We start from the raw sequence: 25,395 nt of genomic DNA, 5'->3' as shown, positions 1-25,395 counted from the left end.
AGCTTACAAGGAAGGAGAATACCTTGTTTTTATCATGTTTTTTGGTAAAAAACACCCACGTAACAATATATTTACATGATTTAATACAGAATATACTATCCCAATCAACGCATTAAATGACACAGGAGTGACAGAAAGGGCGTCACCTTTCAGAAACTGTTCAAAAATGATTTACCGGCATTTTGTTGAAGAAAACATATCAACCCTTCCCTCCCTCCCCAAAGGAGAGGGCCGGGGTTAGGCGACCTACCTTTACAAATCTCTCAAATACGGTTTCGGTATGTGGTGCGCCGGCAAGTTCATCTGTCAAATCCTGCCCGGCCCAGTGTTCATAATGTTTCCCGTTTCGCCATAACCGGCTTTCGGTTACATCATAAATATCACCTTTATAAGCCACCCAGATCTGGGGCTTATCCTGACCATTGCGTAAGGCCAGTTGCGATTTAGTGTATGTCGGCAGCTCGCTCATCGGCTTAATTTCCGTTGTTTAAAATATTCAAAGAAACCAATGTTCATGAGCAGTAAAGCCATCAGGTAAAAATGATCCTCAAACGGAATAGTGCCAACCCGCTTTCCCAGGTTTTCGGCATTGTTGTACAACACAATTGGTATGGAGGTTAATATGCCGTTTACTATATAAAACGGCAAAAGTGCCACAATATAGGCCAGGTAATAACGATTAAGCCAATCGGCCTTAAAAACATATTGAATCAGCACTACCAGCAGTAATAATAAACCAAAAGTAACCGCGGTGTAAAGCCGGTCATGATAAAATATCAGCATTAGGATGCTCAGCAATATTACCATACTGCTTATAATACTGGTAAGCCTGAAAGGCATCAGCCATTTAACATAGTGATTAAGGCAGGCGTAAATAAATATACAGGCAAACGGCACCGTTAAAAAGAAGAGTATTTCCTCTAAGGGCAAACCAAAAAACTTAACACCTATGATATATGACGGATTGAACAACCAAACACCCCTGATTGTAAAAAGTATGTCCCAAAACAAAAAAAACAAACCGGTAACGGCTATGCCGGGCCATATAAATTTCCAGCTTTTATAAAACTGCACCCTTTTATCAAACGAAAGCACAACGGGAAAAAATACCGTTAGCAGATTGATCAGTAAATAGGTGTATCTCACGTAAGTTCGGTTAAGTGTTTATTGAGCGCCTGGCTTTGGGCAGATGTGCATCTTTTAGAATGAAGGAGGAATTTAATAATCTGGATGGTCAATTCCTTATCAGCCGAGCCATAATTCTTTTTATCCAGTTGGACTATAATATCATCAGTATCCGCGGCGAGGTCTTTATTAAAACCTAAAATGGAAGGCACATTGTGTTCGACAGAAAAGCGCATAAACCTGATCTCGATATTATGCGGATCATCAATTAATGCCTGCTTAAATATCTTTTCCGATCTGTTAAGATATTTCAATTTTAAATATGGGTTCCAGGCATGTTTGGCTTTTAAGGCAAGCAGGCCACCTATGAAACCATTCACTATACCGCTCTTTTCTTTGATACCATTAAGACTATTATATAACGAATCGGTGGTTTTGCCTTTATCAATAGCAATAAGCATTTGCTTACGCAGTACTTTAAGATTAGGTTCTTCGGCATTAGCCGTTTGCGACTTGAATACAACTGTCAATATACTGGCTATAAAAAATATCTTCCTGAACATTAAATAACATTTAGTTTTTGCTGCAGAACAGCTTTGACATACAAACTCATTTTACGGGCATCAGAAACCCGGATGCGCTTTTGCAATATTACATTAGCCGGGGTATAGCTTATTTTCTTAAACAGCTGCAGGTAGTAAATATACGCAATATAAACCCCAAGCCTGGTGCCAACGGGCAGACGCTTTATTCCCTCAAAGGCTTCATCAAAATCGTGTTTAATTTCCGCCTCAATGGCAAGCTTATCCCGCTCGGTAAAATTATTGAAATCGATCCCCGGAAAATATGTGCGCCCACGTTCGGTATAATCAGCCTTAACATCCCGCAAAAAATTGATCTTTTGAAAAGCCGCCCCCAGGCTTCTGGCCTTAGGTATAAGGGCCTGGTACAGGGCATCATCATTGGTAAAAACACGCAGGCACATCATGCCGATAACCTCTGCCGAACCATAAATATAAGTTTGATAGCTATCCTTATCATAAGCTTTATTATCCAGGTCCATTTCCATTGATCTTAGAAAAGCCCTGATAAGCTCATGATCAATACCATACCGGTTAACTACCTGTTGAAAAGAATGGATCACAGGATTAGTACTGATCCTTTCTTTAATAGCCTTGAAAGTCTCCTCCTCAAACCTGCTCATCAGTTGCTGTTGGTTGTACCCATGAAAGGTATCTACAATTTCATCGGCGTAACGTACAAAGCCGTAGATAGCATAAATGGGATACCGAAAGCTTTTATCAAAAGTTTTAATGCCGAGACTAAAAGAAGTGCTGTATTTTTTTGTTATCAGTTTACTGCATTCAAAACAAGTTTCATCGTACAGGTTCATCATCGGCACTCGCGTGGTCATTTTTTCAAAAGTACAAATTCAAAGCGGTATTGTTTTTTAATAGGCCTAAAACAATTTGCTTACCTTGGGCTTCACATTAAACATGAGCAGCAGCAAGCATATTATTGTTATTGGTTCGGGCTTTGCTGGCTTATCGGCAGCCTGTGTTTTGGCTAAAGAAGGCTATAAAGTTACTATACTGGAAAAAAATGACCAGCCCGGTGGCCGTGCCAGGGTCTGGGAGCAGGATAGTTTCAGGTTTGATATGGGGCCAAGCTGGTACTGGATGCCTGATGTATTTGAAAACTTTTTTGCACTGTTCGGCAAAAAACCGTCCAATTATTACCGGCTTAAAAGACTGGATCCCGGCTACCGTGTTTATTACAGCAAAAACGAAATGTTTGATGTCCCCGCAGATATGGCTGAGCTTGAAGCCCTGTTTGAGCACACGGAACCCGGCAGCAGTAAAGCATTACGCAATTTTTTAGCCCAGGCGGCGTATAAATACAAAGTAGGCATGGGCGAATATGTTTTCCGTCCCTCCCACTCCATTACTGAGTTTATTGATTTCAATCTCATCAAAAAAAGCTTCAGTATTCAACTGTTGACCAGCATAAGCAGTCATGTACGCAAATATTTTAAAAACCCCAAACTAATTAAAATGTTGGAGTTCCCGGTATTGTTTTTAGGTGCTACCCCTCAAAATACCCCGGCCATGTACAGCATGATGAATTATGCAGATCTGTCCCTTGGCACCTGGTACCCTATGGGTGGTATGAATGAGATTGTAAAGGCTATGGTAAGCCTGGCTACCGAACTCGGGGTTGAAATTAAATTGGATACCGAGGTTAAAAAAATCAACGTAAAAGATAAACAGGTTGATAAAATCCAAACCAATAACGGTGCATTCACTGCCGATATGGTAATTGCCGGGGCCGACTATCAACATGTCGACCAGCGCCTGCTTGATGAGCCTCATCGTAATTACACCGCGAAATATTGGGGTAGCCGCACCATGTCGCCATCGGGTTTGTTGTTCTATATCGGCACCAACAAAAAAGTGCCGGGCATACAGCACCATAATTTATTTTTTGACGAGGATTTTGAGCTGCATGCCAAAGAGATCTATACCTCACCGCAATGGCCTACCAATCCGCTTTTTTATGTTTGCTGCAGTTCAAAAACGGACAGCACCGTTGCTCCGGAGGGCGGTGAAAATTTATTCTTTTTAATGCCCATAGCACCTGGTTTGAACGATGATGAATCCATCCGTGAAAAATATTTTAACCTGATGATGGACAGATTTGCTCACATTACTGGGCAGGATATCAGGGATTCGATTGTAGTGAAGCGAAGTTATGCGCTTAATGATTTCAAAGCCGACTATCACTCTTTTAAAGGCAATGCTTACGGATTGGCTAACACACTTGCCCAAACCGCATTTTTTAAACCCGCCATGCGGGCAAAACATATCAGCAACTTGTTGTATACCGGCCAGCTTACAGTGCCCGGGCCTGGCGTTCCGCCCGCTATTATATCCGGGCAGGTGGTGGCAGCGGAGGCCATGAAAGTTTTAACAGATTAATGACTTACCTACATTCTTCAAAAATCCATGTCATTGCAAGGAACCACCAGAGAAACCCTGGAAAAAACCGTAATGACGTGCAAAATATGTTTTAGAGATGTTGGGCGGGTTGGGCGCGTTAGGGATTGCAGTGTAAAGCCCACAGCGCGGGTTGGGATTGTGGGAAGACAAAGCGAGGACTTGTAACGGAAAGCCCGGCCCGTTAGCTAACGGGAACGCCCATGTTATAAAATCAATTCCGAAAATACCACTAATAATCAACAACTTACAATCACGTCATTATAAGGCGGAACGACGAAGCAATCCCGTAGCTACACAGGGCGGCCACGCTTCCGTGCGATTGCCACGCTGCGCTCGCAATGAAATAGTTTTTGGGATCATTTCTTCCCTCAAACAAAAAACCCGCCTCTTGGGGCGGGTTTCCTGTTATATATATGATGGAGTTTAATTGAACATTAATTCTCTGCGTAAACGGGTTTGGCGATGCCGTTATCATATGCCTTAAGGTTTTTCTTGAGCAGCTTGCGTGCTACGTGTATGCGGGTTTTTACGGTACCGATCGGGATATCCAGGTGATCGGCAATTTCATGGTATTTATGGCCTTCAAAATACATGGTGAAGGGTACATAATAATCTTCGGGCAGCCTGTCTAAGGCTTTTTTAATATCATCCATAACAAATTTGGCTTCGCCCTGGTTTTTGGTGGAACTAAATACCAGGTTTGGTGATGAAATTTCATCACTCTTGGTAACGAAAGTGCTCATTTTAACAAAACGGCGATAGTTGTTGATGAATGTGTTTTTCATGATGGTATATAACCATCCTTTTAAATTGGTGCCTTCCTTAAACTTGTTGTAGTAAGTTATGGCCTTCAACATTGTATCCTGGACAAGGTCGTTAGCATCGTCTGCGTCGTGCGTGAAATGTAAAGCGTATGATCTTAAAGAAGTCGCCTGACGTAGTACAAGGGTGTTAAACTCAATCTTTGTCATTTTGTTAAAGTTTTGTGTTAACAATTAGACAAGCATGATGCCATTAAGCTAAAGTGTGTAGTAAAAAGTCCACTTTTAAACATCAGTATTGAAACTTATCCATTGTGTACTTTTAACACATTAAAAACAATTACAATACTGAAAAACAGAATGTTATGAATTTTCACATCAGAAAATCAAACTTATTTAGGGAACATTTGTAACAGGAATGTTATTCAGAAGATTTTTTTTTAAAAACGAAAATTCACTTTAAATAAACTTATTTAACTAATAATATTAACCTCCCGTTGTAGGGTAACGCCAAATTTAGTGTACACACTGTCTATGATTTGCGACGAAAAATCATACACTTCCTGCCCGGTAGCGCCTCCGTGGTTTACTAATACCAGGGCTTGATTCTTCCAGGTTCCTGTGTGGCCAACCGTTTTTCCCTTCCATCCACACTGTTCAATAAGCCAGCCGGCCGCCAATTTTACTCCTCCATCGGCCGCGGGATAGTTCACTACATCAGGAAATTTAGATTGTATTACTGCAAACTCTTCGGCGCTGATCACCGGATTTTTGAAAAAGCTGCCGGCGTTGCCTATAGTTGATGGATCGGGCAGTTTGGATACCCGGATGTGCGCCACTACCTGCGATACTTCTTTTATAGTAGGATTTACAATCCCCCTGTTTTGCAGCTCCTGCCCTATTGCACCATACTGAATATTTATATTGGGGATGAGTGATAAATGGAATTTTACCGATACTATAATATACTGTTCCTTCAGTTCGGCTTTGAAAACACTCTCGCGATAGCCAAACTTGCAATCTTCCTTACTAAACCCTTTAAATGTACCAGTGGCTATTTCAAAAGCCCGGCAGGTATGAAACACATCCTTAAGCTCTACACCGTAAGCACCTATGTTTTGTATAGGCGATGCCCCTACCGAACCGGGAATCAGGCTCAGATTTTCGATACCGGCATAACCGTGATCAACGCAGTAATTTACCAGGTCGTTCCATACCTCGCCGCCGCCTGCTTCAACATACACATCATTATGGCTGATGCGGTGTTCTATTCCGCGGATATTCATACGGATTACCAGCCCATCAAAATCATTAACCATGAGCATATTGCTGCCGCCGCCGAGCACCAGTCGTTCGGTTTGCAGCCATTGCGGGTCGGCAAACAGTTCGGCAAGTTCATCTTCATGGGCTATTTCCACAAAGTAGCGGGCACGGGTATCAATCCCGAAGGTGTTAAAATTTTTGAGGGATACGTTTTCCTGTATTTGGAGCATGGCTTTTTGATGTCGGATTTGGGATGTTGGATTTCGGAGTTTTTATTTTCCGAAATCTCTTAAGCGCAAAAGTAACCAAAAGATGGTTCATTGTAATATCGGTTGTTTCAGCGTTAGGTTAGGAGCGGATACCGACCCGCGCACAAGGCCTGCAGGCGTATGCGGGGAAAGCCCGGCCGAAGGCAACGCCCTAATTCTGAACCGGGATTTGAGCAGATTTCTCGGATTAATCGGATTTTTCTTGTATAATATTGTCAGAACCCGAATTTTAACGAATTATTAGAATTTATTGAATTTACCTTTTCTGTTCATTCTTAAATTCCTTAAAATTCGAGTTCTGAAAATTAACAAAACCCTGTCCCAAAAATCCCCCCCCAAATCGTGGTTCAGACCTCTTCCCCAGGCAAGAAATCACCGTAATCAACTCAATAAAAAAAATCAACGATGTTAAAATTTGTTAAATATTTTCAAAATCATTTGCAAATACGAAATTCATCGTAGATATTTGTACGAAGGAATTCGTAATAGAGAGACAGATGGAAATTAAACCAACAGAAAGCGAACTTGAAATTTTACAGGTAATTTGGAAAAAGGGCCAGTGCACCGTACGTGAAGTTCATGAAGAGCTTGCTAAAAACAAGGATGCTGGCTACACCACCACCTTAAAACTCATGCAGATAATGCATGATAAGGGAATGGTTGAGCGCGACACCACTTCAAAAACACATTTATACAAAGCTTTATTCAGCATGGAGCAAGCACAAAGCAACGCTTTGGATAAAATCTTGTCTACTGTATTTAAAGGCTCTACTTCCGATTTGGTGATCCAGGCGCTTGGCCAGCACCGCGCATCAAAAGACGAGATTGACGCTATTAAAAACTTTTTGAATCAATTTGATCAGGATAAAAAATAAACGTTATGGAAAACTTATTCTATAATATAAGCCAGGTGTTAGGCGTAACCATTCTGCAATCGTTATGGCAGGGATTGCTGATATGGTTTGCCTTAAGATTAGTGTTCATTTGCGCGCCGCAACTATCGGCCATTAAAAAGCATAATTGGGCTATGGGCGCTATGCTTACTTTAAGCGCCTGGTTTACATACACGTTTATCCATCACTTCAGGCTGCATGAGTGGATCAATTACACATCCGCCAATGCACCATCTTTATTACCACGTTTCTACCTGCCGTTGCATGAAGTAGCAGCCAGACCACAAAACAGTTATTACGAATACGTTATAAAAGGCTATCTGCCCTATATATCAGCCCTTTACTTTGTTGGTTTAGTGTTTAACCTGCTTAAGGTAAGTTTAAGCTGGCAAAAGATCAGCCTGATAAAACGTACCATGGTACCTGCCGACAGGCTGCAGGACTTTGCCGATGAGCTTTGCCAAAAGCTGGGCATTACTAAAAATGTGTGGGTAAACTTTAGCCGTATGGTTGATGCGCCCTGCATGATTGGCTTTTTAAGCCCCGTTATTTTGTTGCCGATAACCCTTACTACATACTTATCGGCTACCGAGGTTGAAGCCATTTTACTGCACGAGCTATCGCACATTAAGCGTAACGACTACCTGCTTAACCTGGTGCAGCAATTTATTTCCATACTGTTATTCTTTAATCCCTTTGCCCAATTAATTAACCGCATTATTAACCGGGAGCGCGAAAACAGCTGCGATGACCTTGTTGTGCAAACCACACAACAACCGTTGATCTATGCGCATGCCCTCCTTAAGCTTGAGCAAACCAGGCAGCAGCATTTACAGCTGGCCCTGGCTGCTAACGGCAAAAAATATCATTTATTAAACAGAATTGAACGCATCATGAAAACCAAGAAACCTATAGGCAATATCCGCCACCTGCTTGTGGCCATTGCTATAACGACTGCCGGCGTTAGCAGCATTGCCTGGCTAAACCCCACCATTAAAGATGGCAAGTTAACTGTTAAAAAGGTTAGTGCTCCTGCTGCCTTACACGCCATATTTGTAGAAGACACAACGCACAAGGTCAAAGCCAAAAAAGCTGTAACTTATAAAAAGAAAACCCAGGCCGAAATAGTTAAAGCCAAACAACGTCATGATGATTTTAATTACGACGGCTTTAACGATTCCCAGCTTGAAAAATTAAGTGCCGAGGTAAGCAAACAAGGTGAACTGATTGGCAAATATTACGCCAGCGACGCCTTCAAAAAGCAACAGGAAATGCTTGACGCAAAAAGCAAAGCATTACAGGCCTATTATAACACAGATGACATGGAGAAAATGAAGCTCGAAATGCAAAAAATGGGCGAAGATTTTCAAAAGGAATATGGCGAAACATCTGAATCAAAAAGAACCAGCGAACAGATGGGTGAAATTGGCCGCAAAATCGGCGCTTACTACAATAGTCCCGACTTTAAAAAAATGAACAGTGAGTTGGAGAAAAAGTACGGCATTCCGCATGATCGTGGATATAATAGCTATAACGACGACAGAGACCCTAACTACAAAAAATACCAGGACGAACTGCAAAGCAAGATCCCGGCTGAAGTAAAAGCCCAAACCGAGCAGTTAAAAAACCTGGGCCAAAAAATCCGCGGCCGTTATGATTCGCCGGAATTTATTGCCAAAAGAAACCGCATGCAAGCCATGGGTGATAGCCTGAGATTAGCTTACGATAATCCTGATATAAAAAAGCTACAGGAAGACATGAAAAATATCGGCAAACAAATGCGCGTTTACCAGGGCAGTCCCGAAATAAGGGCAGCACAACAACGCCTTAAAGAAGCCAGCAAACAACTGCAGGAGTACATGAAAAGTCCGGCTTTTAAACAGAAAATGAAATTGTATCGCGATAAAATGGATAAAGACTTTGATTATAAGTTTGACACCGACAATTTGGAAGATGTAAAAACTGATACAGCTACTAACTGATATTAAGTCGGCAGTCTTAAATTGAAAGTCTCAAGTCCTGCTTTGACTTTGAACTTTGGACTTAAGACTTTCACTCCCCCAACCAAGACTAAATAAATTAGCAAACAGTATTAAAAAATATTTTTTAAAGAGCCTTAATTTGTAATTTAGTGTCCTCAATAAAATGAGGACACTTTTTTTATGCTTCAAAAGCTAACCATTAATAATTACGCGCTTATCGATAACCTGGAGATAGGTTTTGATAGCGGCCTGAACATATTAACCGGCGAAACCGGTGCAGGTAAATCGATCATATTGGGTGCCCTTTCACTTATTTTAGGACAGCGGGCCGAAAGTAAATACTTTTTTAACCAGCAAAAAAAATGCGTTATCGAGGGCACTTTTAAAATAAGCGGCTTTCACCTGGCCGATTTCTTTGAAGAGAACGATCTCGATTACGAAACGGAGACCGTGCTGCGCCGGGAGATCTCGGCCGATGGCAAATCCCGTGCTTTTGTGAACGATACCCCGGTTAACCTTACAGCGCTGAAACAATTAGGCGAAAAGCTGATCGACATCCACTCGCAGCACGCTACGCTGGAGATCAATGACCCGGATTTTCAGTTACTGGTAGTTGATTCGGTGGCCCGACATTCGGACTTGCTGTTTGATTATCAAACCAAATTCCGTACCTACAAAAAATCGCTAAGCAAACTTAACCAGTTGATTGCCGAAAGCGATAAAGCCAAGGCTGACCTGGATTATTTTCAGTTTCAGTTTGATGAGCTGGAAAAAGGCGCTTTGGTTGCCGATGAGCAGGAACATTTGGAACAGGAGCTTAACACCCTTAATAATGCAGAAGAAATTAAGCGCAACCTTTTAAGCGCCAATTATCTTTTGCAGGATGGTGAAATGGCCGCATTAATCCAATTAAAAGAAGCCGGCCAGGCTTTAGGTTCGATAGAAAGATACAACCTGGCCGTAGCTGAACTGCGCCAACGCATAAACAGCGTTATTATTGAGTTGAAAGATGTTGCCGCCGAAATTGAAGCCATTGAACAGCATACTTTTATTGATGAGGCCCGTGCCGAAGAAGTGAACACACGGTTGAGCATGATGTACAATCTGCAAAAAAAGCACCGGGTAAGTACCAATGCCGAATTATTGCAGATCCAGGATGAACTATCTGAAAAGATCCAGCAAGCCCTGTTCAGCGATGAAGCCATAGAAAAGCTGCAAAAACAAATAGCTGCAGATAAAGCTGAGCTGGAAAAACTGGCAGTAGAATTATCTGCTAATCGCAAAAAAGCTATTCCGGATATTGAAAAACAGGTATTGGCAACACTGGCCGAAATGGGCATGGCAAGTTCAAGCTTAAAAATTGAGCAGCACTCGACGCCCCCCCGTCCGCCGGCTGGCGGAGGTGCTGATAGTCCTGCGGCTGTGCTTACGGCTACGGGGATTGATAATATCCGCTTCTTGTTTTCGGCTAATAAGGGGCATGCTTTGGCCGAGATGAGCAAGGTGGCTTCGGGCGGTGAGCTTTCCCGGCTGATGCTAAGCATTAAATCTATCGTGGCACAGTATACAGCTTTACCTACCATTATTTTTGATGAGATTGATACCGGTGTATCCGGCGAAGTGGCCAATAAGGTGGGGCAGATCATGGAACGTTTATCGCAAAACCTGCAGGTAATTACCATTACCCACCTGCCGCAAATTGCCAGCAAAGGCCAAAGCCATTATTTTGTTTATAAAGATAATAGTGAGGCCGCCACCTTTACCCGCATTAAACAGCTAAGCAATGATGAGCGTGTGTTTGAAATTGCTAAAATGTTGAGTGGTGATAAGCCGGGGGAGAGTGCGTTGCAGAATGCGAGGGAATTATTAGCCCCCTAAAGGGGGAAGTATGTCTCGTCCTAAAAAAAGTTTACATTTTATGAGATAGTCCTGTTATGTATTTACAAGTGTAGTGATGTCCTGTGATACGTTTACAATGTTAGTGTTTTTGCGATAATAGTTCTTCCACAATTTTTGAGGTAGCAAGCTTTTATCATGCACATGTTGGGGCGTTAGCAGACCGATACTGAAGTGTGGCCGGTGTTTGTTATACAACTCGATAGCTCTATCCAGTAATTGTTTTGCTTGTTGCTTATTCTCAGGCCGGTGATGCTTAAGATATTCTTCTTTAAGAATGCCGTTCATTCGTTCAGCAACGGCATTCTCTAATGGGTCACCGTTCTCGGTCATACTGATCTTGATGTATCTGTCCTGTAATAGCTTTACATAGCTTTCTGTGCAATATTGCACTCCCCGGTCCGAGTGATGTATAAGTGCCTCCGGCAATTGTTCAGGCAGGTCTTTTAAAGCCATTTTCAAGGCCTGTATCGTTTCGATCGTTTCTAAGGTATCAGCCAAATGATAGCCAACTACTTTGTGCGAATAAGCGTCCGTTATCAAACTGATGTACAAATGTTCTTCTTTTACTTTCCAGTAGGTGATATCGCTTACCCACAGTTGGTTAGGCCTGACGACCTCCAGGCTGCGTATGATATTCGGCCATCTGTTGAACCGGTGACCCGACCAGGTCGTCACATGCCGCCTGCGGCGTTTCTTTACTAACAGTCCATTAGCTGACAACAGGTCGAACAGTGCATCCCGTCCCATTTTAATGCCATGATCAAGCAAAAAAGGGTGCAGCTTTTCATAAAGCTTCCTGCCACCCATTGCCCGGTGGTCTTGGCGAATGCTGACAACCTCCTGCAATATAAGTGTATCCTCTATTCCAGATGCTTCTTGTTGCCAAAAGTGCTGATAATAGGCCTGGCGGGTAATACCAAGTAACCGACATAATCGTACAAGGCTGATCCTTGTATACATGTCTTTCATCTCATGGATCACTTGGTATCCGACTTTTTTCGGATAGGAATATTAAGATCACGTTCAGCAATCTCGATCATACGCTTGTACATTTCACTGCGAAGCTGCTCATCTTCAAGCTGACGTTCGAGTTCTTTGATGCGTTGTTGTTCTTGCGACAAGGCACCTGTAGGCGGATCTTTATGGGGCTTCTTTGCGGGCAAGGATAGTGGTTTTACTGATGACAAATATCTGTCTTTTTCCGGAACTTCTGCATAACCTAACTTCTGCATCCAACGCGTTATGCCACTATGTATCTTGATATCATATTTCCTCAACAACGCCTTTTGACTAACACTGCCAGCCAAATACTCTTTGATAACTGAATGCTTAAATTCAAGTGAATAATGTCCTTTTCCATCAATAATGATCTTTTCCATGTAGTTTATTTTTGTGTAAACTCATTTCAGGACAAGACAGTATGATGGTTATATGTAAGATCTTTTCAACTCCCCTCTTGAGAGCAGGGCTGTTGCATTCTAAATATTATAAGTTAACTTGAGGTCAAAAAAGTTAGGATGGATAAGAGCATATTAGCGTATTTATCAGAGTTACCGGATATAAGGCGAAAGGCAGGCCAGCGCCATGACCAGACTTTCATTCTGTTGCTTGTGTTAATGAGTACAATGAGCGGTTATCATGGCTATCGTTCGATGGGTGATTTTATAAAGCGGAATGAAGTCGATCTTTTGGCCTTCTTTCAGCCTAATAAAGCCCGCCTTCCAAGCTTTTATACTATAAGACGTGTAATACAAGATTTAGACTTTAACAGCTTAAATGAGAGTTTCCATAAATGGGCCAGTCAGCATATTGATTTGTCTAAAAATGAATGGCTACATATAGATGGTAAGGCAATGAAAGGGACGATGAGCGATTATTCTCTTGACAAACAACGATTTGTAAGCCTGGTAAGCTTGTATAGTAGCAGGAGTAATCAAGTCGTTGGCCATGGTTTAGTTGACAACTCAAAACAAAGTGAAATCTCTGTAGTTCAGCAGCTTATTTCCAGTTTAGGATTACAGGGGGTAACGTTTACACTTGACGCATTACATTGTCAAAAAAAACGGTAGAGGCTATTATTGATACAGATAACAATTATATAATAGGTGTGAAGAAGAATCAAAAGAACCTTTACAAAAAGATCGAAACCATTACATCGGACGAGGCAATGGTTTGTAGTAAGTTTGTTGAGTTGTTGAAAAACAAAGGGCGAATAGAACGTAGAACAGTTTGGGTGTACCCGGGAACAGAGGAAATCAGTAACACATGGGCTGGGGTAAGCCAACTTATTAAAGTGCATCGCTGGGTAAAAGAAAAAGGAGGTATCCGGGAAGAATACGCCTTTTTCATCAGTAGCTTAATCGGTAATGCGCAAACATTCTGCCATGGTATTAAAAGCCATTGGAGTATAGAAAACAGTCTTCATTGGGTAAAGGACGTGACATTTAACGAAGACGCTTCACGAATTAGAACATCCAATGCGCCTGAAAATACTTCTGTGTTCAGAAACATAGTTATTAATGTATTTAGAATAAATGATTACCCAAACCTTGCACAAGCGCAAAGGCTTGTTTGCAACGATATCAACAGGTTAAAACAACTATTAAATTAGAATGCAACAGCCCTGCTCTTGAGAGGGGGCGCGGTAGGAAAGCGCGGTAGCTGGGGTGTGTTATGCGATATTTATTCATGCCAGGCGGCTAAACACACCCTCCACCCCTCTCAAGAGGACAACCGCACTGCCCTCTCCATTTTACTTTAAATTGATAGCCGCTCTATTAATTCTCCCTTTATTCATCTCGTTTTTCTTGACTTTTAACTACAGAAACTGCTAACTGATAAATCGTCAAATAATTATAACTTTACCGCAATTATAAAAACTTAACAAATGGCTTATAATTTATTAAAAGGCAAAAAAGGCATCATATTCGGTGCGTTAAATGAGCAATCAATAGCCTGGAAGGTGGCACAACGCGCCGTACAGGAAGGTGCTGAAATTGTATTATCAAATGCCCCTATTGCTTTACGCATGGGCGAACTCAATAAACTGGCCGAAGAATGCAATGCGCCGGTTATTGGTGCCGATGTTACCAATGGCGATGATATCAACAACCTGTTTACCAAAACTATGGAACATTTTGGTGGCAAGGTTGACTTCATCCTGCACTCGATAGGTATGAGCGTTAACGTGCGCAAAAACATCCCATACTTTGAAAACAACTACGAATTTACCCACAAAGGGTTTGATATATCGGCATTAAGCCTTCACCGCATCTTACAAGCGGCCATGAAACATGATGCCATTAATGAATGGGGATCGGTACTGGCTTTAAGCTATATCGCTGCTCAGCGCTATTTCCCTGGTTATAACGATATGGCCGATAACAAAGCGGTATTGGAGAGTATTGCCCGTAACTTTGGTTACGAGTACGGCATGGCTAAAAAAGTACGTGTTAACACCATCTCACAGTCGCCAACTCGTACTACTGCAGGTTCAGGTGTTAAAGGCTTCGACGGCTTTATTGAGTTTGCTGAAAAAATGAGCCCGCTGGGTAACGCTGATGCCGATCAGTGCGCTGATTATTGCGTAACTATGTTCAGCGATCTAACTAAAATGGTTACCATGCAAAACCTGTATCATGACGGTGGTTTCTCATTTACCGGCGTAACCCAAGCGGTTATTGACCAGATGGCTAAATAATTACAATATTACTGATAAATAAAAAGGAGCTTGGCATGATGCCAAGCTCCTTTTTATTTGAGTTGAATTAAATTACGGTACCAAAACTATTTTTACTTTTAATGGCCCGGGGATACCTGCTCCTGTAGGTACGCTTCCATCCGAGTTTTGAGCATCAATGTATAGCTTGCCTGTTTCATATACAAACCTGTAACTTATGCCCCCATATACATCCGGTAGTTGTTCATAGGTACCATTATCCTCCAAATACACCAAAACAGCGCCATGATTGTTATAGTAGTCAGTAATTTCGGGTACATTTAAAGTTGTGGTATAGCCGTTAATACTATTGTCGAGCACAAAATTTGGCGTAGTATCAAAAATAGTGGTAGCACTCGGGCTTGTGGTTACATACTCCTTTTTACACGATGTTGCAGCAAGTACTATAGTGCAGCAAATTAAAGTCAAGATTTTTTTCATAAAGTATTGCGTTAGTTATTATAACTGTATGAACAAAAATTTGTTCAAAGGTTTAAACGTTTTTTAAATTATTTTATTTCGGATCATACTTTCTGAAGATTTTTCACGCAGCCATATTAATGTACCCTCGGGGTCTCTCGGAGAGGACCCTGAGGCTCGCCGCTGTTCAAAACATCTACCAGGATATTTAGAACGACGAATCTGCATGGCGTATATATCAGGGTCCTCTCCGAGAGACCCTGATGGGACGTTAAACTACGAGAGACCATGATGGGACGTTAGTTTTTTTAATTATTTTTATTTCAAATCCCAATTTCCAGTAATTTTTTACTTCGCTATATTAATTAACTAATATTTTAGTTTAATTTTAACTATGCGTAAGTCCTTGTTGCTTTTATTATTACTGATACCAGTATGTAGTTTGGCCCAGGTAAAAATTACCGGGAAGGTAATTAACATGACCGATACCAAACCCGTACCCAATGCCAGCGTATTTTTAAATAACGCCCAGGTGGGCAACAAAACTGCCGATGACGGCACTTTTACCCTGAGCAATGTAAAGCCCGGCAAATATGATTTCATTATATCCATAGTAGGCTATGAAACCTACACCTATAATCTACAGGCAGGCAGTGTAAATATCGACCTGGGCACGATCAGCATTATCCCAAAAACTTTTCAGTTAAATGAAGTAAAGATCAGGCCCGATCCTAACCGTGAAAAGTACTATGCAATTTTCAGACAGCAGTTTTTAGGTAGTTCTGAAAACGCCGCCCATTGTAAAATATTAAATTCGGATGTGCTTGACTTTGATTACGATAATGCTACCCGGATCTTAAAAGCTACTTCGCATGATTTTATGGAGGTTGAAAATAAAGCATTAGGTTACCGCATCAGGTATAAGTTAACCAACTTTAATTTCGACCCCAGTATCCAGATACTTTACTACGAAGGCATTTCCACCTTTGAAGATCTCAAAGGTTCCGAAAAACAAAAACGTAAATGGAACAGGCAACAACAGCAGGCCTATCTTGGCTCATCAATGCATTTCTATAGGGCTGCTATCAAAGACAGCCTCACCAGCGAAAATTTTGTAGTTATGCAATTGATCAGAAAGCCTAACCCCAACTACAAAGGCGGGCCAAACAATAAATATCTGCAAAGCCTTGTCAACAAGCCATTGGACAGGGCAGAGTTTTTCAAGCTTACTGACCAGGAAGGCTTATTTGCCATAGGCTACACCGACTGCCTGTATGTGATGTATACTAAAAAAGCGCAGGACCCGTCAAATAATTCATTCCAGGCATTCAATATGCCTAACAATGCCACAACTATTGTTTCCTTCGCAGAACCTCATGCTTTTTTTGATAACAACGGAATTATTACAACTCCCCATGCTATCATATACGAAGGCGACTGGGGTATAAACCGCGTTGCCGAAATGTTGCCGGTAGATTATGAGCCTGTGGTGGAGAAGAAGTAAGTCTGAATCAGAATTTTCAAGATTTAAGAATTAACAGGATATCTTGTCTGAACCCGAATTTTTAGAATTAAAGAATTTATTGAACTTGCCTTGCTTCTGCCCATTCATCAATTCAAAAAATTCCTTTATCAAGGTAATCCTCAAATCCTATAAATCATGGTTCAGACAAACAAAAAATCCCTGTTCCGAAAATCGAAACGGGGATTTGATATTATCTACAGTACTGCAAAATTATTTCTGCTCTTCCTGCTCAGGTTTTTTACTTTCACCTTTCCTGTCGGTGATTTTGATCTCTTTGGTCTCGGTATCAAAATCAACTACCATCACATCACCTTCGGCTAATTCACCTTTAAGGATCTCTTCGGCAATCGGGTCTTCCAGGTATTTCTGGATGGCGCGTTTAAGCGGCCTCGCACCAAACTGCGAATCGTAACCTTTATCGGCAATGAAATCTTTAGCAGCATCCGTAAGCTCAATTTTGAAACCTAAGCCATTTACACGGCTAAACAGGTAGGCAAGCTCAATATCGATGATCTTGAAGATCTCTTCTTTACCTAAGGAGTTAAACACGATAACATCATCAATACGGTTCAGGAACTCAGGTGCAAAAGCACGTTTCAAAGCGTTTTCGATAACACCGCGTGAGTGGCTTTCGGCCTGTAAAGTTTTAGCATTGGTGCTGAAACCTACACCCTGTCCAAAGTCTTTCAACTGGCGGGCGCCGATGTTTGATGTCATGATGATGATGGTATTCCTGAAATCAACCTTGCGGCCTAATGAATCGGTAAGCTGTCCTTCGTCCAACACCTGTAACAGGATATTGAAAACATCAGGGTGAGCTTTTTCGATCTCATCCAGCAATACAACAGCATATGGTTTACGGCGTACTTTTTCAGTTAACTGTCCGCCTTCTTCATAACCTACGTAGCCCGGAGGCGCACCTACTAAACGGGATACAGCGAATTTCTCCATGTACTCGCTCATATCAATCTGGATCAGGGCATCCTCAGTGTCGAACATAAAGCGGGCAAGCTCTTTGGCAAGCTCGGTTTTACCAACGCCTGTAGGGCCTAAAAAGATGAATGAACCAATAGGCTTTTTAGGATCTTTCAAACCTGCACGGGTACGTTGTATAGCACGGGTTAACTTTTTGATAGCTTCCTCCTGGCCGATGATCTTGCTGGCAACGGTTTCGCTCATGTGCAACAGCTTTTGGCTGTCGGCCTGGCCTACACGCTGTACAGGGATGCCGGTCATCATGGATACTACTTCAGCAACATTATCTTCGGTTACGGTGTAACGTTTTGATTTTGTTTCGGCTTCCCAAACAGCTTTTGCCTGGTCAAGCTCCACTAACAAATTCTTTTCGGTATCACGCAACTGGGCAGCTTCTTCATATTTCTGGCTGCGAACAACTTTGTTTTTTTCGATCTTGATCTGTTCGATCTTTTGCTCAATATCCAGAATGTTTTGAGGCACGTGGATATTGGTTAAGTGAACACGTGAACCTGCCTCGTCAAGCGCATCAATAGCCTTGTCCGGTAAAAACCTGTCGGTAATGTAGCGGGTGGTTAAGTTAACGCAGGCGTTGATAGCTTCAGGAGTATAAGTAACACCATGGTGCTCCTCATATTTATCCTTAATGCGGTTCAGGATCTCAATAGTTTCAGTCGGCGTAGCCGGCTCAACCATTACCTTTTGGAAACGACGGTCCAAAGCACCATCCTTTTCAATGTACTGGCGGTATTCATCTAAAGTGGTTGCGCCAATGCATTGTATCTCTCCCCTCGCCAAAGCCGGTTTAAACATGTTCGATGCATCAAGCGAACCTGAAGCACCACCGGCGCCTACTATAGTATGGATCTCGTCAATAAATAAAATTACATCAGGTGATTTTTCCAGTTCGTTCATTACCGCTTTCATACGCTCTTCAAACTGGCCGCGGTATTTAGTACCTGCTACCAATGAGGCTAAATCAAGTGTAACTACACGCTTATTGAACAATACACGTGATACTTTGCGCTGAACAATGCGTAATGCAAGGCCTTCGGCAATGGCCGATTTACCTACACCCGGCTCACCTATTAATATAGGGTTGTTCTTTTTACGGCGCGATAGAATTTGTGATACCCTTTCGATCTCTTTTTCACGACCAACAATCGGGTCAAGCTTGCCATCTTCGGCGGCGCGGGTTAAATCGCGGCCAAAGTTATCAAGCACCGGTGTTTTTGATTTAATGTCGGATACTTTCTTCGGCTGGCTAAATGACTCTTCTTCTTTAAAGTCATCGTCACCACCTGTCGGTGAACCCGGCATTTCGTCAGTAACATCGTTTTTATGCGATTCAACTTCACCTTTAAACACTTCGTAGTTCACGTTGAACTGTACCAGTATCTGTGAGGCAATGTTGTCCTCATCGCGAAGGATAGACAGTAGCAGGTGCTCTGTTCCAATCACATCGCTTTTAAATATTTTGGCTTCCAGATAAGTTATCTTCAATACCTTCTCGGCCTGTTTTGTTAACGGGATGCTGCCGATATGTACGTTTGTTCCAATAGTTCCCTTTACTGCATCCTCAACGGCGCGGCGAAGTTTTGCGGTATCAACGTTCAATCCCTTCAGCAATTTAATTGCTACACCATCCCCATCGCGGATAAGCCCAAGCAAAAGATGTTCTGTACCAATATAGTCATGCCCAAGACGTAATGCCTCTTCCCTGCTATATTGAATAACATCCTTTACCCTCGGCGAAAATTTAGCTTCCATATATACCTTTCTTATTATTGAACGCCCTAATGTATAAATTATGTTTTTACAAACTACGACGCCTGTTTTACTTTTATCAACAATATTGCCAACATTTAAAGCTTTGCAGAAACAGACATTGTAATGATACGCAATGTATCAAAGTTTGGCATCAATCAACAGTTTTTATCCGAAAAGCCAGTTAACAAGCATTTTTTTTTACAATATACGAACGAAACTTACCTGTTTGATATAAATATCTTAAAAAAGTTTAAACAATTTTTTAATATTTTATAACATTTCCACCTTTTAAGGCATTTCGTCATAGACATGACAATTAGGCATTAGCCTACAGATATCGTCATATAACTTATATACGGGAAACCCGTGGTGATGGTTGTGCCCTTCGCTTAAGATTCAATTAAATTTAAATTAACATTATAACTCAAAAATCTACTTAAAATTACTATCCCCTAATCATTAATCTACAACCTCCGTTTCATCTATTTTAGCCATATTTGAATTTCTATTTATTGATCCAATTATAATGGCAGACGAAAAGATAATTTTTTCAATGGCCGGGGTTAGCAAAGTTTATCCCCCGCAAAAAACAGTATTAAAAAACATATACCTGTCGTTTTTTTACGGCGCTAAAATTGGCGTTATCGGCTTAAATGGTTCCGGTAAATCGTCATTACTTAAAATTATTGCAGGCATTGATAAAACCAATATAGGTGAAGTTGTGTTTTCGCCGGGCTATACCGTCGGCTACCTGAGCCAGGAACCTGAACTTGACCCCGAAAAAACCGTGCGTGAAATAGTTGAGGAGGGTGTTGCTGAAACAACCGCCTTATTAAAGGAGTACGAAGATATCAACGAAAAATTCGGCCTTCCTGAGTATTACGAGGATGCCGATGCCATGGAAAAACTCATGAACCGCCAGGGCGAATTACAGGATAAAATTGATGCTGTAAATGCCTGGGAGCTGGATAGCAAACTGGAACGGGCCATGGATGCCCTCCGCTGCCCTGAGCCCGACACCAAAATTTCAGTACTATCAGGAGGTGAGCGCCGTCGTGTAGCTTTATGCCGCCTTTTATTAAAAGAACCGGATGTTTTATTACTTGATGAGCCTACCAACCACTTAGATGCTGAATCTATTGATTGGCTGGAGCAACATTTACAACAATATAAAGGAACAGTTATCGCAGTAACGCACGACAGGTATTTCCTGGACAATGTTGCCGGCTGGATCCTGGAGCTCGACCGTGGAGAAGGTATCCCATGGAAAGGAAATTATTCCTCATGGCTGGATCAGAAAGCCAAACGTTTGGCCCAGGAAGAAAAGAGCGAGAGCAAACGCCAGAAAACATTGGAGCGTGAGCTGGAGTGGGTACGCATGGGCCCTAAAGGCCGCCACGCCAAATCGAAAGCCCGCTTAGGCAATTACGAAAAACTGGCATCTGAAGAAACCAAGGAACGCGAAGAAAAACTGGAACTATTTATCCCGCCGGGCCCGCGTTTAGGTAACGTGGTAATTGAAGCAAATGGTGTAAGCAAATCATACGGCGATAAATTATTGTTTGATAACCTGAGCTTCTCTTTACCTCCGGCCGGTATTGTCGGTATCATTGGCCCTAACGGCGCGGGTAAAACCACATTATTCCGTTTAATCACCGGGCAGGACCAACCAGATGCAGGAACTTTCCGTGTTGGCGAAACAGTAGCTTTAGGTTATGTTGACCAGATGCATGACGACCTTGACCCTAACAAATCTGTTTGGGAAAACGTAACCGGCGGCCTGGAAACTATCATGATAGGTAACCGTCCGCTCAATTCAAGGGCATATGTATCCAAGTTTAACTTTAACGGTGCCGATCAGCAGAAAAAAGTAGGCGTGCTATCCGGTGGTGAACGTAACCGTGTGCACTTATCTATTACTCTCAAAAAAGGGTCGAACGTATTGCTGCTGGATGAGCCTACCAACGACATCGACGTAAATACATTGCGTGCACTGGAAGAAGCACTGGAAAACTTTGGCGGCTGTGCAGTTGTGATCAGTCACGACCGCTGGTTCCTCGACCGAATCTGTACCCACATCCTGGCATTTGAAGGCAACTCACAGGTGTACTTCTTTGAAGGAAACTATTCTGATTACGAAGAGAACAGAAAAAAACGTTTGGGTGATGTTGCTCCGAAAAGGATTAAGTATAAGAAACTGACGGCGTAATCCCAAGCTACCGCGGGTTTAGCAATAGCGTAACCCGTGGTAACATATAATTAAAGCTTTCAGCTTTATCATTGCTGCTGGTTATATTAACAACTTGCAGCAATTTTTTGTTAAACCCAATTATCCAAGCTTTGGCGAAGACCAAATCAATTTTAAAAGCGCTCGGCATAACAGTCGAAAACATTTTTTTTACAACGGCCTTTTTCACCGGATTAATCCTTACCTGTTTCGAGATAGACTTATACAGGTTAACCTTTATCCCTTTCTTTATCCCATTTTCTATCTGGATATTTTCAGGACTTACAATAACACCCTTCCTTTTTAAAATATTACCCAAATACTTAAAAATTAATTCCCTGTTTCAACAGCTCGTATTCAATATACTAACATGGGGAGGTATCTTCCTCTATTTATTTATGGCGCTTAATTTCTATTACACTGCTCCCAATCGCTCTTCAATTTCATTAACAATAACCAATAAAGGCACATTAGCAAAAGGCCGTTCAGGGTGCGGCGAACCGTATGTTATTGTCAAACATGATAATTTTGAAAAACAAATCGTACTTCCCTGCGGTACATCAACAGATGGGTTCAAAGCCATTGATTTAACTCTACGCAAAGGGTTCTTTGGCTTTGATATTATTGAGTACAAAACTTTATCTAAATAATAAAAATGGAACAACTTGAGCGGCTATTAAACAAATACGGATTTGAACGAATGTCTCAGCCTTTAGAACAGGGTATTATAGACGCTATCCCCTTTCAATTGCCCGACGATTATAAATTTTACCTGGAAAACTACGAACCGTTTGAAGGTTCTATAGGCGGCGAGTATGTACAATTTTGGAAGGCCGATGAACTTTTAGAAGCAAACGAGGGATATGGCATTGCTGAATATCTCCCTAATGTTTTTGGCATAGGTAGCAATGGCGGCGGTGAATTAATAGGTATTGAGTTTTTAAGCAACGGGAATCATCGCATAATTCTTTCCGACTTAGTGAGTCTGGAAGAAGAATATTTTATAGAGATAGGCACATCTTTTTCAGATATGCTTATCAGATTGGATAATGGCAGAGAATGGTTTGAATAAATATTTAAACAATAAAGCCACTTAAAACAGGGTGACTTTATTGTTTACGCATGATACCAAAGCTTACTTTATCCCATAATGGTCATTCATCAATTTCTCGAACAAACCACCCGGCAAAATCGCTTTCAGCGTAGGTACAATGGTTTGGCCAACCTGCCCTACCAGGTAACGATGTTTAGGGCTTGATGTAGCCACTATCGAAACCAACTTCTTAGCTAACGATTCAGGACTTGGGGCGATGCTTTCATCCTTTTCCATAGCGGAAACTGCTGCATTATATTCAGTTTCCAGTTTATCGTTCTTGATTGGGAATTTGACTTTTGCGCGGTTTTGGCTAAAATCTGATTTAAAGTCGCCTGGGTTAAGCAGGGTTACCTTAACACCGGTGTTGCGCAGTTCCATCCTTAAGCTTTGTGAATAACCTTCGATAGCATATTTTGAAGCGCTGTACATACCTTGATATGGCAACCCGAATAAGCCAGCCAATGAGCTGATGTTTACGATAAGGCCCTGGCCTTTTTCGATCATACCAGGCAGTACTGCCGAGCTAACACGGATCACACCAAAAAAATTAACCTCAAACTGTTGCTTTGCGCTTTCAACTGGCATAGCATACGCCGGACCAGTTACCCCATTACCGGCATTATTCACCAATACATCAATTTTGCCTTCTGCCTTAATAATGGTATCGATAGCTGCCTTCACCGAAGCATCGTCGGTAACATCAAGTTGAACAGGTTTAAACGATACGGATTTCATGCGGTCGAGATTACGCGATGAGCCGTAAACCGTATGGCCTGCTGCCTGCAGCGCATTGGCACAAGCCAGGCCAATACCAGAAGATGCTCCTGTTACTAATATTACCTTTTTCATTGTTTGTAAGGGTGAATTTGTTTTAAGTGATTTATTTATTGGTTTGATTGTGCCGTTTTCCGGCAGTGTAAAGATGTGAATTTATAGTGCAGCAAAACAAGCAGATAAGTTAAAAATAATATTATCTACATAAAAACTTCATGGAAATAAAGAAGATTAAAACACTATATCGTCATGCTGAACTTGTTTCAGCACCCCACGTGTTAAACCGCCTTGCTAAGCAAATCGCCGACCTTGCTTATGGGATGCTGAAACAAGTTCAGCATGACGGTTAGGGATCTACGCTTCCTTTATCCCTTCTTCACCTGGAGCGTGAATCTGCTGCAGCGATAGTGGGATCAGCTTTTTAGTTTTCAAGTATGTAATACCTACAATAATCATAGTCATGCTACCGCCAAATAACACCGATGGAACAGTGCCCAGCAGTTGTGCTGCCGTGCCCGATTCAAAAGCACCAATCTCATTTGATGAACCGATAAACATTTGGTTAACCGCCGATACCCTGCCGCGCATATGATCGGGCGTTAAAAGCTGCATCAGTGTACCGCGGATGATCACACTGATACTGTCAAAAGCCCCTTCGGTAAATATAAATAGCAGCGAGAGATAAAAATTAGTCGACAGGCCGAAGCATATGATTGACAAACCAAAACCGGTTACCGCAATAAGCAGGTTACGCCAGGGTTTTCCCATTGGCGAAAAACGGGTCATCACCAACATAGTTAATACCGCCCCCAATGACGACATCGCCCGCATAACACCCAAGCCTTCGGCGCCTACTTTCAATATCTCATTGGCAAAAACCGGCAGCAAAGCGACTGCGCCTCCAAAAAACACCGAAAACAGATCAAGGCTCATGGCGCCAATCATCATCTTATTACTAAACACAAAGTGAATCCCTTCTGAAAGGCTTTTCCAGATACTTTCTTTAGGGACGTATTGGGCAGGATATTTTCTGAGCATGAAAACCAACATCAATGATACCACCAACAGAAACAGGATACAGCCAAAAACAGCGGTAATGCCCGTTAAACCCGGGATCACCTTATCGGCATAACCATAAAGCAAACCACCGGCCGCCGGACCCAAAATAGATGCCACCTGCCAGCTGCTGCTGCTCCAGGTGCTGCCATTGGGATATAACTCTTTAGGGATACTATTAGCATAAATAGTAAAAGTAGCGGGGCCGTAAAAAGCACGTGCTATACCATTACAAAATATCATAGTATACATAATGGGCACTATCCAACCCGTGTGTATAATGCCGCTCATACTTTTCAGCGTAACGGTGAACATCACTAATGAGGTAAGCAATACACCGCTAAAAATAAGCAAAAGCATTTTTCGCTTTTCCGACTTATCTGCAATATACCCACCATAAAGCGCTATTCCTATTGCCGGGATAGCCTCGCACAAGCCAATGTACCCAAGCGCTATTTTGCTGTGAGTGATGCTGTAAATGTAAAAGCCGAGAACTACGGCCTGCATGGAATATGCAAAGGTGAAACAAAAACGCATGCCTATGTAAGATCTGAAATCTTTATAACGCAATGCTGCAAAGGAGTCTACTTTTTGAGGTTTACTATCGCCTTCTTCGGTCACTTGTATAGTTTTTTATGATGTG

Annotated in this window: 22 protein-coding genes and 1 pseudogene; 11 read left to right on the top strand and 12 right to left on the bottom strand. The window is 41.9% G+C overall.

The window, feature by feature from the left end:
- Positions 1-199: 199 nt before the first annotated feature.
- The 4 genes from SNE26_RS00260 to SNE26_RS00245 are packed head-to-tail and all read right to left on the bottom strand — an operon-like array spanning position 200 to position 2,539.
- The gene (locus SNE26_RS00260) at positions 200-469 is read right to left on the bottom strand and encodes a cytochrome b5 domain-containing protein (protein ID WP_321557413.1); all 270 of its coding nucleotides are present in this window, start codon (positions 467-469) and stop codon (positions 200-202) included.
- The gene (locus SNE26_RS00255; RefSeq protein ID WP_321557412.1) at positions 466-1,146 is read right to left on the bottom strand and encodes a lycopene cyclase domain-containing protein; all 681 of its coding nucleotides are present in this window, start codon (positions 1,144-1,146) and stop codon (positions 466-468) included. The genes SNE26_RS00260 and SNE26_RS00255 overlap by 4 nt, the downstream gene beginning before the upstream one ends.
- The gene (locus SNE26_RS00250; RefSeq protein WP_321557411.1) at positions 1,143-1,688 is read right to left on the bottom strand and encodes a hypothetical protein; all 546 of its coding nucleotides are present in this window, start codon (positions 1,686-1,688) and stop codon (positions 1,143-1,145) included. Before SNE26_RS00250 ends, SNE26_RS00255 begins: the two co-directional genes overlap by 4 nt.
- The gene (locus SNE26_RS00245) at positions 1,688-2,539 is read right to left on the bottom strand and encodes a phytoene/squalene synthase family protein (RefSeq protein WP_321557410.1); all 852 of its coding nucleotides are present in this window, start codon (positions 2,537-2,539) and stop codon (positions 1,688-1,690) included. Before SNE26_RS00245 ends, SNE26_RS00250 begins: the two co-directional genes overlap by 1 nt.
- An 82-nt stretch (positions 2,540-2,621) precedes the next feature.
- Between SNE26_RS00245 and SNE26_RS00240 the strand changes: the two genes are divergently transcribed.
- Positions 2,622-4,103: a phytoene desaturase family protein gene (locus SNE26_RS00240; protein WP_321557409.1), complete on the top strand. Its 1,482-nt coding sequence runs from the start codon at positions 2,622-2,624 to the stop codon at positions 4,101-4,103.
- 455 nt (positions 4,104-4,558) lie between these two features.
- On the opposite strand, the gene SNE26_RS00235 is transcribed toward SNE26_RS00240, so the two are convergent.
- Complete coding sequence (locus tag SNE26_RS00235; RefSeq protein WP_090528721.1) at positions 4,559-5,095, bottom strand: RNA polymerase sigma factor; 537 nt, start codon at positions 5,093-5,095, stop codon at positions 4,559-4,561.
- A 263-nt stretch (positions 5,096-5,358) separates the two neighbouring features.
- Positions 5,359-6,378, bottom strand: a complete 1,020-nt coding sequence (murB, locus tag SNE26_RS00230) for a UDP-N-acetylmuramate dehydrogenase (RefSeq protein WP_321557408.1) — start codon at positions 6,376-6,378, stop codon at positions 5,359-5,361.
- A 536-nt stretch (positions 6,379-6,914) separates the two neighbouring features.
- On the opposite strand from murB, the gene SNE26_RS00225 reads away from it, so the two are divergent.
- The 3 genes from SNE26_RS00225 to recN all read left to right on the top strand — a co-directional run bounded on the left by SNE26_RS00225 (position 6,915) and on the right by recN (position 11,170).
- Entirely contained in the window at positions 6,915-7,292 is a 378-nt protein-coding gene (locus SNE26_RS00225; protein ID WP_321557407.1) for a BlaI/MecI/CopY family transcriptional regulator, read from the top strand.
- Positions 7,293-7,297: 5 nt separating this feature from the next.
- Positions 7,298-9,292: a M56 family metallopeptidase gene (locus tag SNE26_RS00220; RefSeq protein ID WP_321557406.1), complete on the top strand. Its 1,995-nt coding sequence runs from the start codon at positions 7,298-7,300 to the stop codon at positions 9,290-9,292.
- A gap of 180 nt (positions 9,293-9,472) precedes the next feature.
- The gene (recN, locus tag SNE26_RS00215) at positions 9,473-11,170 is read left to right on the top strand and encodes a DNA repair protein RecN (protein WP_321557405.1); all 1,698 of its coding nucleotides are present in this window, start codon (positions 9,473-9,475) and stop codon (positions 11,168-11,170) included.
- 54 nt (positions 11,171-11,224) lie between these two features.
- Here the strand turns inward: recN and SNE26_RS00210 are convergent, their stop codons facing one another.
- Positions 11,225-12,160, bottom strand: coding sequence for an IS3 family transposase (locus SNE26_RS00210; protein ID WP_321554647.1), 936 nt, complete (start codon positions 12,158-12,160; stop codon positions 11,225-11,227).
- Between the two features lie 8 nt (positions 12,161-12,168).
- Entirely contained in the window at positions 12,169-12,570 is a 402-nt protein-coding gene (locus SNE26_RS00205; RefSeq protein ID WP_321554648.1) for a hypothetical protein, read from the bottom strand.
- Between the two features lie 138 nt (positions 12,571-12,708).
- Here SNE26_RS00205 and SNE26_RS29485 point away from each other — a divergent pair.
- A pseudogene (locus tag SNE26_RS29485) lies at positions 12,709-13,802 on the top strand (ISAs1 family transposase).
- 276 nt (positions 13,803-14,078) lie between these two features.
- Complete coding sequence (locus tag SNE26_RS00190; protein ID WP_321557403.1) at positions 14,079-14,891, top strand: SDR family oxidoreductase; 813 nt, start codon at positions 14,079-14,081, stop codon at positions 14,889-14,891.
- A 72-nt stretch (positions 14,892-14,963) separates the two neighbouring features.
- Here the strand turns inward: SNE26_RS00190 and SNE26_RS00185 are convergent, their stop codons facing one another.
- A complete protein-coding gene (locus SNE26_RS00185) occupies positions 14,964-15,350 on the bottom strand; it encodes a hypothetical protein (protein WP_321557402.1) in 387 nt (128 codons plus the stop codon).
- Positions 15,351-15,723: 373 nt separating this feature from the next.
- Here SNE26_RS00185 and SNE26_RS00180 point away from each other — a divergent pair, with 373 nt between their 5' ends.
- Positions 15,724-16,833, top strand: a complete 1,110-nt coding sequence (locus tag SNE26_RS00180; RefSeq protein ID WP_321557401.1) for a carboxypeptidase-like regulatory domain-containing protein — start codon at positions 15,724-15,726, stop codon at positions 16,831-16,833.
- Between the two features lie 231 nt (positions 16,834-17,064).
- Here SNE26_RS00180 and SNE26_RS00175 read toward each other — a convergent pair whose 3' ends face one another.
- Positions 17,065-19,599 (bottom strand): ATP-dependent Clp protease ATP-binding subunit, encoded by a 2,535-nt coding sequence (locus tag SNE26_RS00175; protein ID WP_321557400.1) that lies wholly within the window; start codon positions 19,597-19,599, stop codon positions 17,065-17,067.
- Positions 19,600-20,125: 526 nt separating this feature from the next.
- Here SNE26_RS00175 and ettA point away from each other — a divergent pair.
- The 3 genes from ettA to SNE26_RS00160 all read left to right on the top strand — a co-directional run bounded on the left by ettA (position 20,126) and on the right by SNE26_RS00160 (position 22,898).
- Positions 20,126-21,808: an energy-dependent translational throttle protein EttA gene (ettA, locus tag SNE26_RS00170; RefSeq protein WP_321557399.1), complete on the top strand. Its 1,683-nt coding sequence runs from the start codon at positions 20,126-20,128 to the stop codon at positions 21,806-21,808.
- A 107-nt stretch (positions 21,809-21,915) separates the two neighbouring features.
- The gene (locus SNE26_RS00165; RefSeq protein WP_321557398.1) at positions 21,916-22,476 is read left to right on the top strand and encodes a hypothetical protein; all 561 of its coding nucleotides are present in this window, start codon (positions 21,916-21,918) and stop codon (positions 22,474-22,476) included.
- Between the two features lie 5 nt (positions 22,477-22,481).
- Positions 22,482-22,898: an SMI1/KNR4 family protein gene (locus SNE26_RS00160; protein WP_321557397.1), complete on the top strand. Its 417-nt coding sequence runs from the start codon at positions 22,482-22,484 to the stop codon at positions 22,896-22,898.
- Positions 22,899-22,961: 63 nt separating this feature from the next.
- On the opposite strand, the gene SNE26_RS00155 is transcribed toward SNE26_RS00160, so the two are convergent.
- Entirely contained in the window at positions 22,962-23,771 is an 810-nt protein-coding gene (locus tag SNE26_RS00155; protein WP_321557396.1) for an SDR family oxidoreductase, read from the bottom strand.
- Between the two features lie 140 nt (positions 23,772-23,911).
- Between SNE26_RS00155 and SNE26_RS00150 the strand changes: the two genes are divergently transcribed.
- Positions 23,912-24,046, top strand: a complete 135-nt coding sequence (locus SNE26_RS00150; RefSeq protein ID WP_321557395.1) for a hypothetical protein — start codon at positions 23,912-23,914, stop codon at positions 24,044-24,046.
- A 4-nt stretch (positions 24,047-24,050) separates the two neighbouring features.
- On the opposite strand, the gene SNE26_RS00145 is transcribed toward SNE26_RS00150, so the two are convergent.
- Positions 24,051-25,373: an MFS transporter gene (locus tag SNE26_RS00145; protein WP_321557394.1), complete on the bottom strand. Its 1,323-nt coding sequence runs from the start codon at positions 25,371-25,373 to the stop codon at positions 24,051-24,053.
- Positions 25,374-25,395 lie beyond the last annotated feature (22 nt).

The organism is Mucilaginibacter sp. cycad4 (genome assembly GCF_034263275.1).
Taxonomy (GTDB): Bacteria; Bacteroidota; Bacteroidia; order Sphingobacteriales; family Sphingobacteriaceae; genus Mucilaginibacter.
This window is presented reverse-complemented; position numbering and strand designations above follow the sequence as displayed.

Coding starts and splice junctions, on each gene's coding strand:
- SNE26_RS00220 (WP_321557406.1), top strand. CDS start 7,298: ATGGAAAACTTATTCTATAATATAAGCCAGGTGTTAGGCGTAACCATT.
- murB (WP_321557408.1), bottom strand. CDS start 6,378: ATGCTCCAAATACAGGAAAACGTATCCCTCAAAAATTTTAACACCTTC.
- SNE26_RS00190 (WP_321557403.1), top strand. CDS start 14,079: ATGGCTTATAATTTATTAAAAGGCAAAAAAGGCATCATATTCGGTGCG.
- SNE26_RS00205 (WP_321554648.1), bottom strand. CDS start 12,570: ATGGAAAAGATCATTATTGATGGAAAAGGACATTATTCACTTGAATTT.
- SNE26_RS00260 (WP_321557413.1), bottom strand. CDS start 469: ATGAGCGAGCTGCCGACATACACTAAATCGCAACTGGCCTTACGCAAT.
- SNE26_RS00150 (WP_321557395.1), top strand. CDS start 23,912: ATGGAAATAAAGAAGATTAAAACACTATATCGTCATGCTGAACTTGTT.
- SNE26_RS00210 (WP_321554647.1), bottom strand. CDS start 12,160: ATGAAAGACATGTATACAAGGATCAGCCTTGTACGATTATGTCGGTTA.
- SNE26_RS00245 (WP_321557410.1), bottom strand. CDS start 2,539: ATGACCACGCGAGTGCCGATGATGAACCTGTACGATGAAACTTGTTTT.
- SNE26_RS00250 (WP_321557411.1), bottom strand. CDS start 1,688: ATGTTCAGGAAGATATTTTTTATAGCCAGTATATTGACAGTTGTATTC.
- SNE26_RS00155 (WP_321557396.1), bottom strand. CDS start 23,771: ATGAAAAAGGTAATATTAGTAACAGGAGCATCTTCTGGTATTGGCCTG.
- SNE26_RS00175 (WP_321557400.1), bottom strand. CDS start 19,599: ATGGAAGCTAAATTTTCGCCGAGGGTAAAGGATGTTATTCAATATAGC.
- SNE26_RS00160 (WP_321557397.1), top strand. CDS start 22,482: ATGGAACAACTTGAGCGGCTATTAAACAAATACGGATTTGAACGAATG.
- ettA (WP_321557399.1), top strand. CDS start 20,126: ATGGCAGACGAAAAGATAATTTTTTCAATGGCCGGGGTTAGCAAAGTT.
- SNE26_RS00240 (WP_321557409.1), top strand. CDS start 2,622: ATGAGCAGCAGCAAGCATATTATTGTTATTGGTTCGGGCTTTGCTGGC.
- SNE26_RS00235 (WP_090528721.1), bottom strand. CDS start 5,095: ATGACAAAGATTGAGTTTAACACCCTTGTACTACGTCAGGCGACTTCT.
- SNE26_RS00180 (WP_321557401.1), top strand. CDS start 15,724: ATGCGTAAGTCCTTGTTGCTTTTATTATTACTGATACCAGTATGTAGT.
- SNE26_RS00185 (WP_321557402.1), bottom strand. CDS start 15,350: ATGAAAAAAATCTTGACTTTAATTTGCTGCACTATAGTACTTGCTGCA.
- SNE26_RS00225 (WP_321557407.1), top strand. CDS start 6,915: ATGGAAATTAAACCAACAGAAAGCGAACTTGAAATTTTACAGGTAATT.
- recN (WP_321557405.1), top strand. CDS start 9,473: ATGCTTCAAAAGCTAACCATTAATAATTACGCGCTTATCGATAACCTG.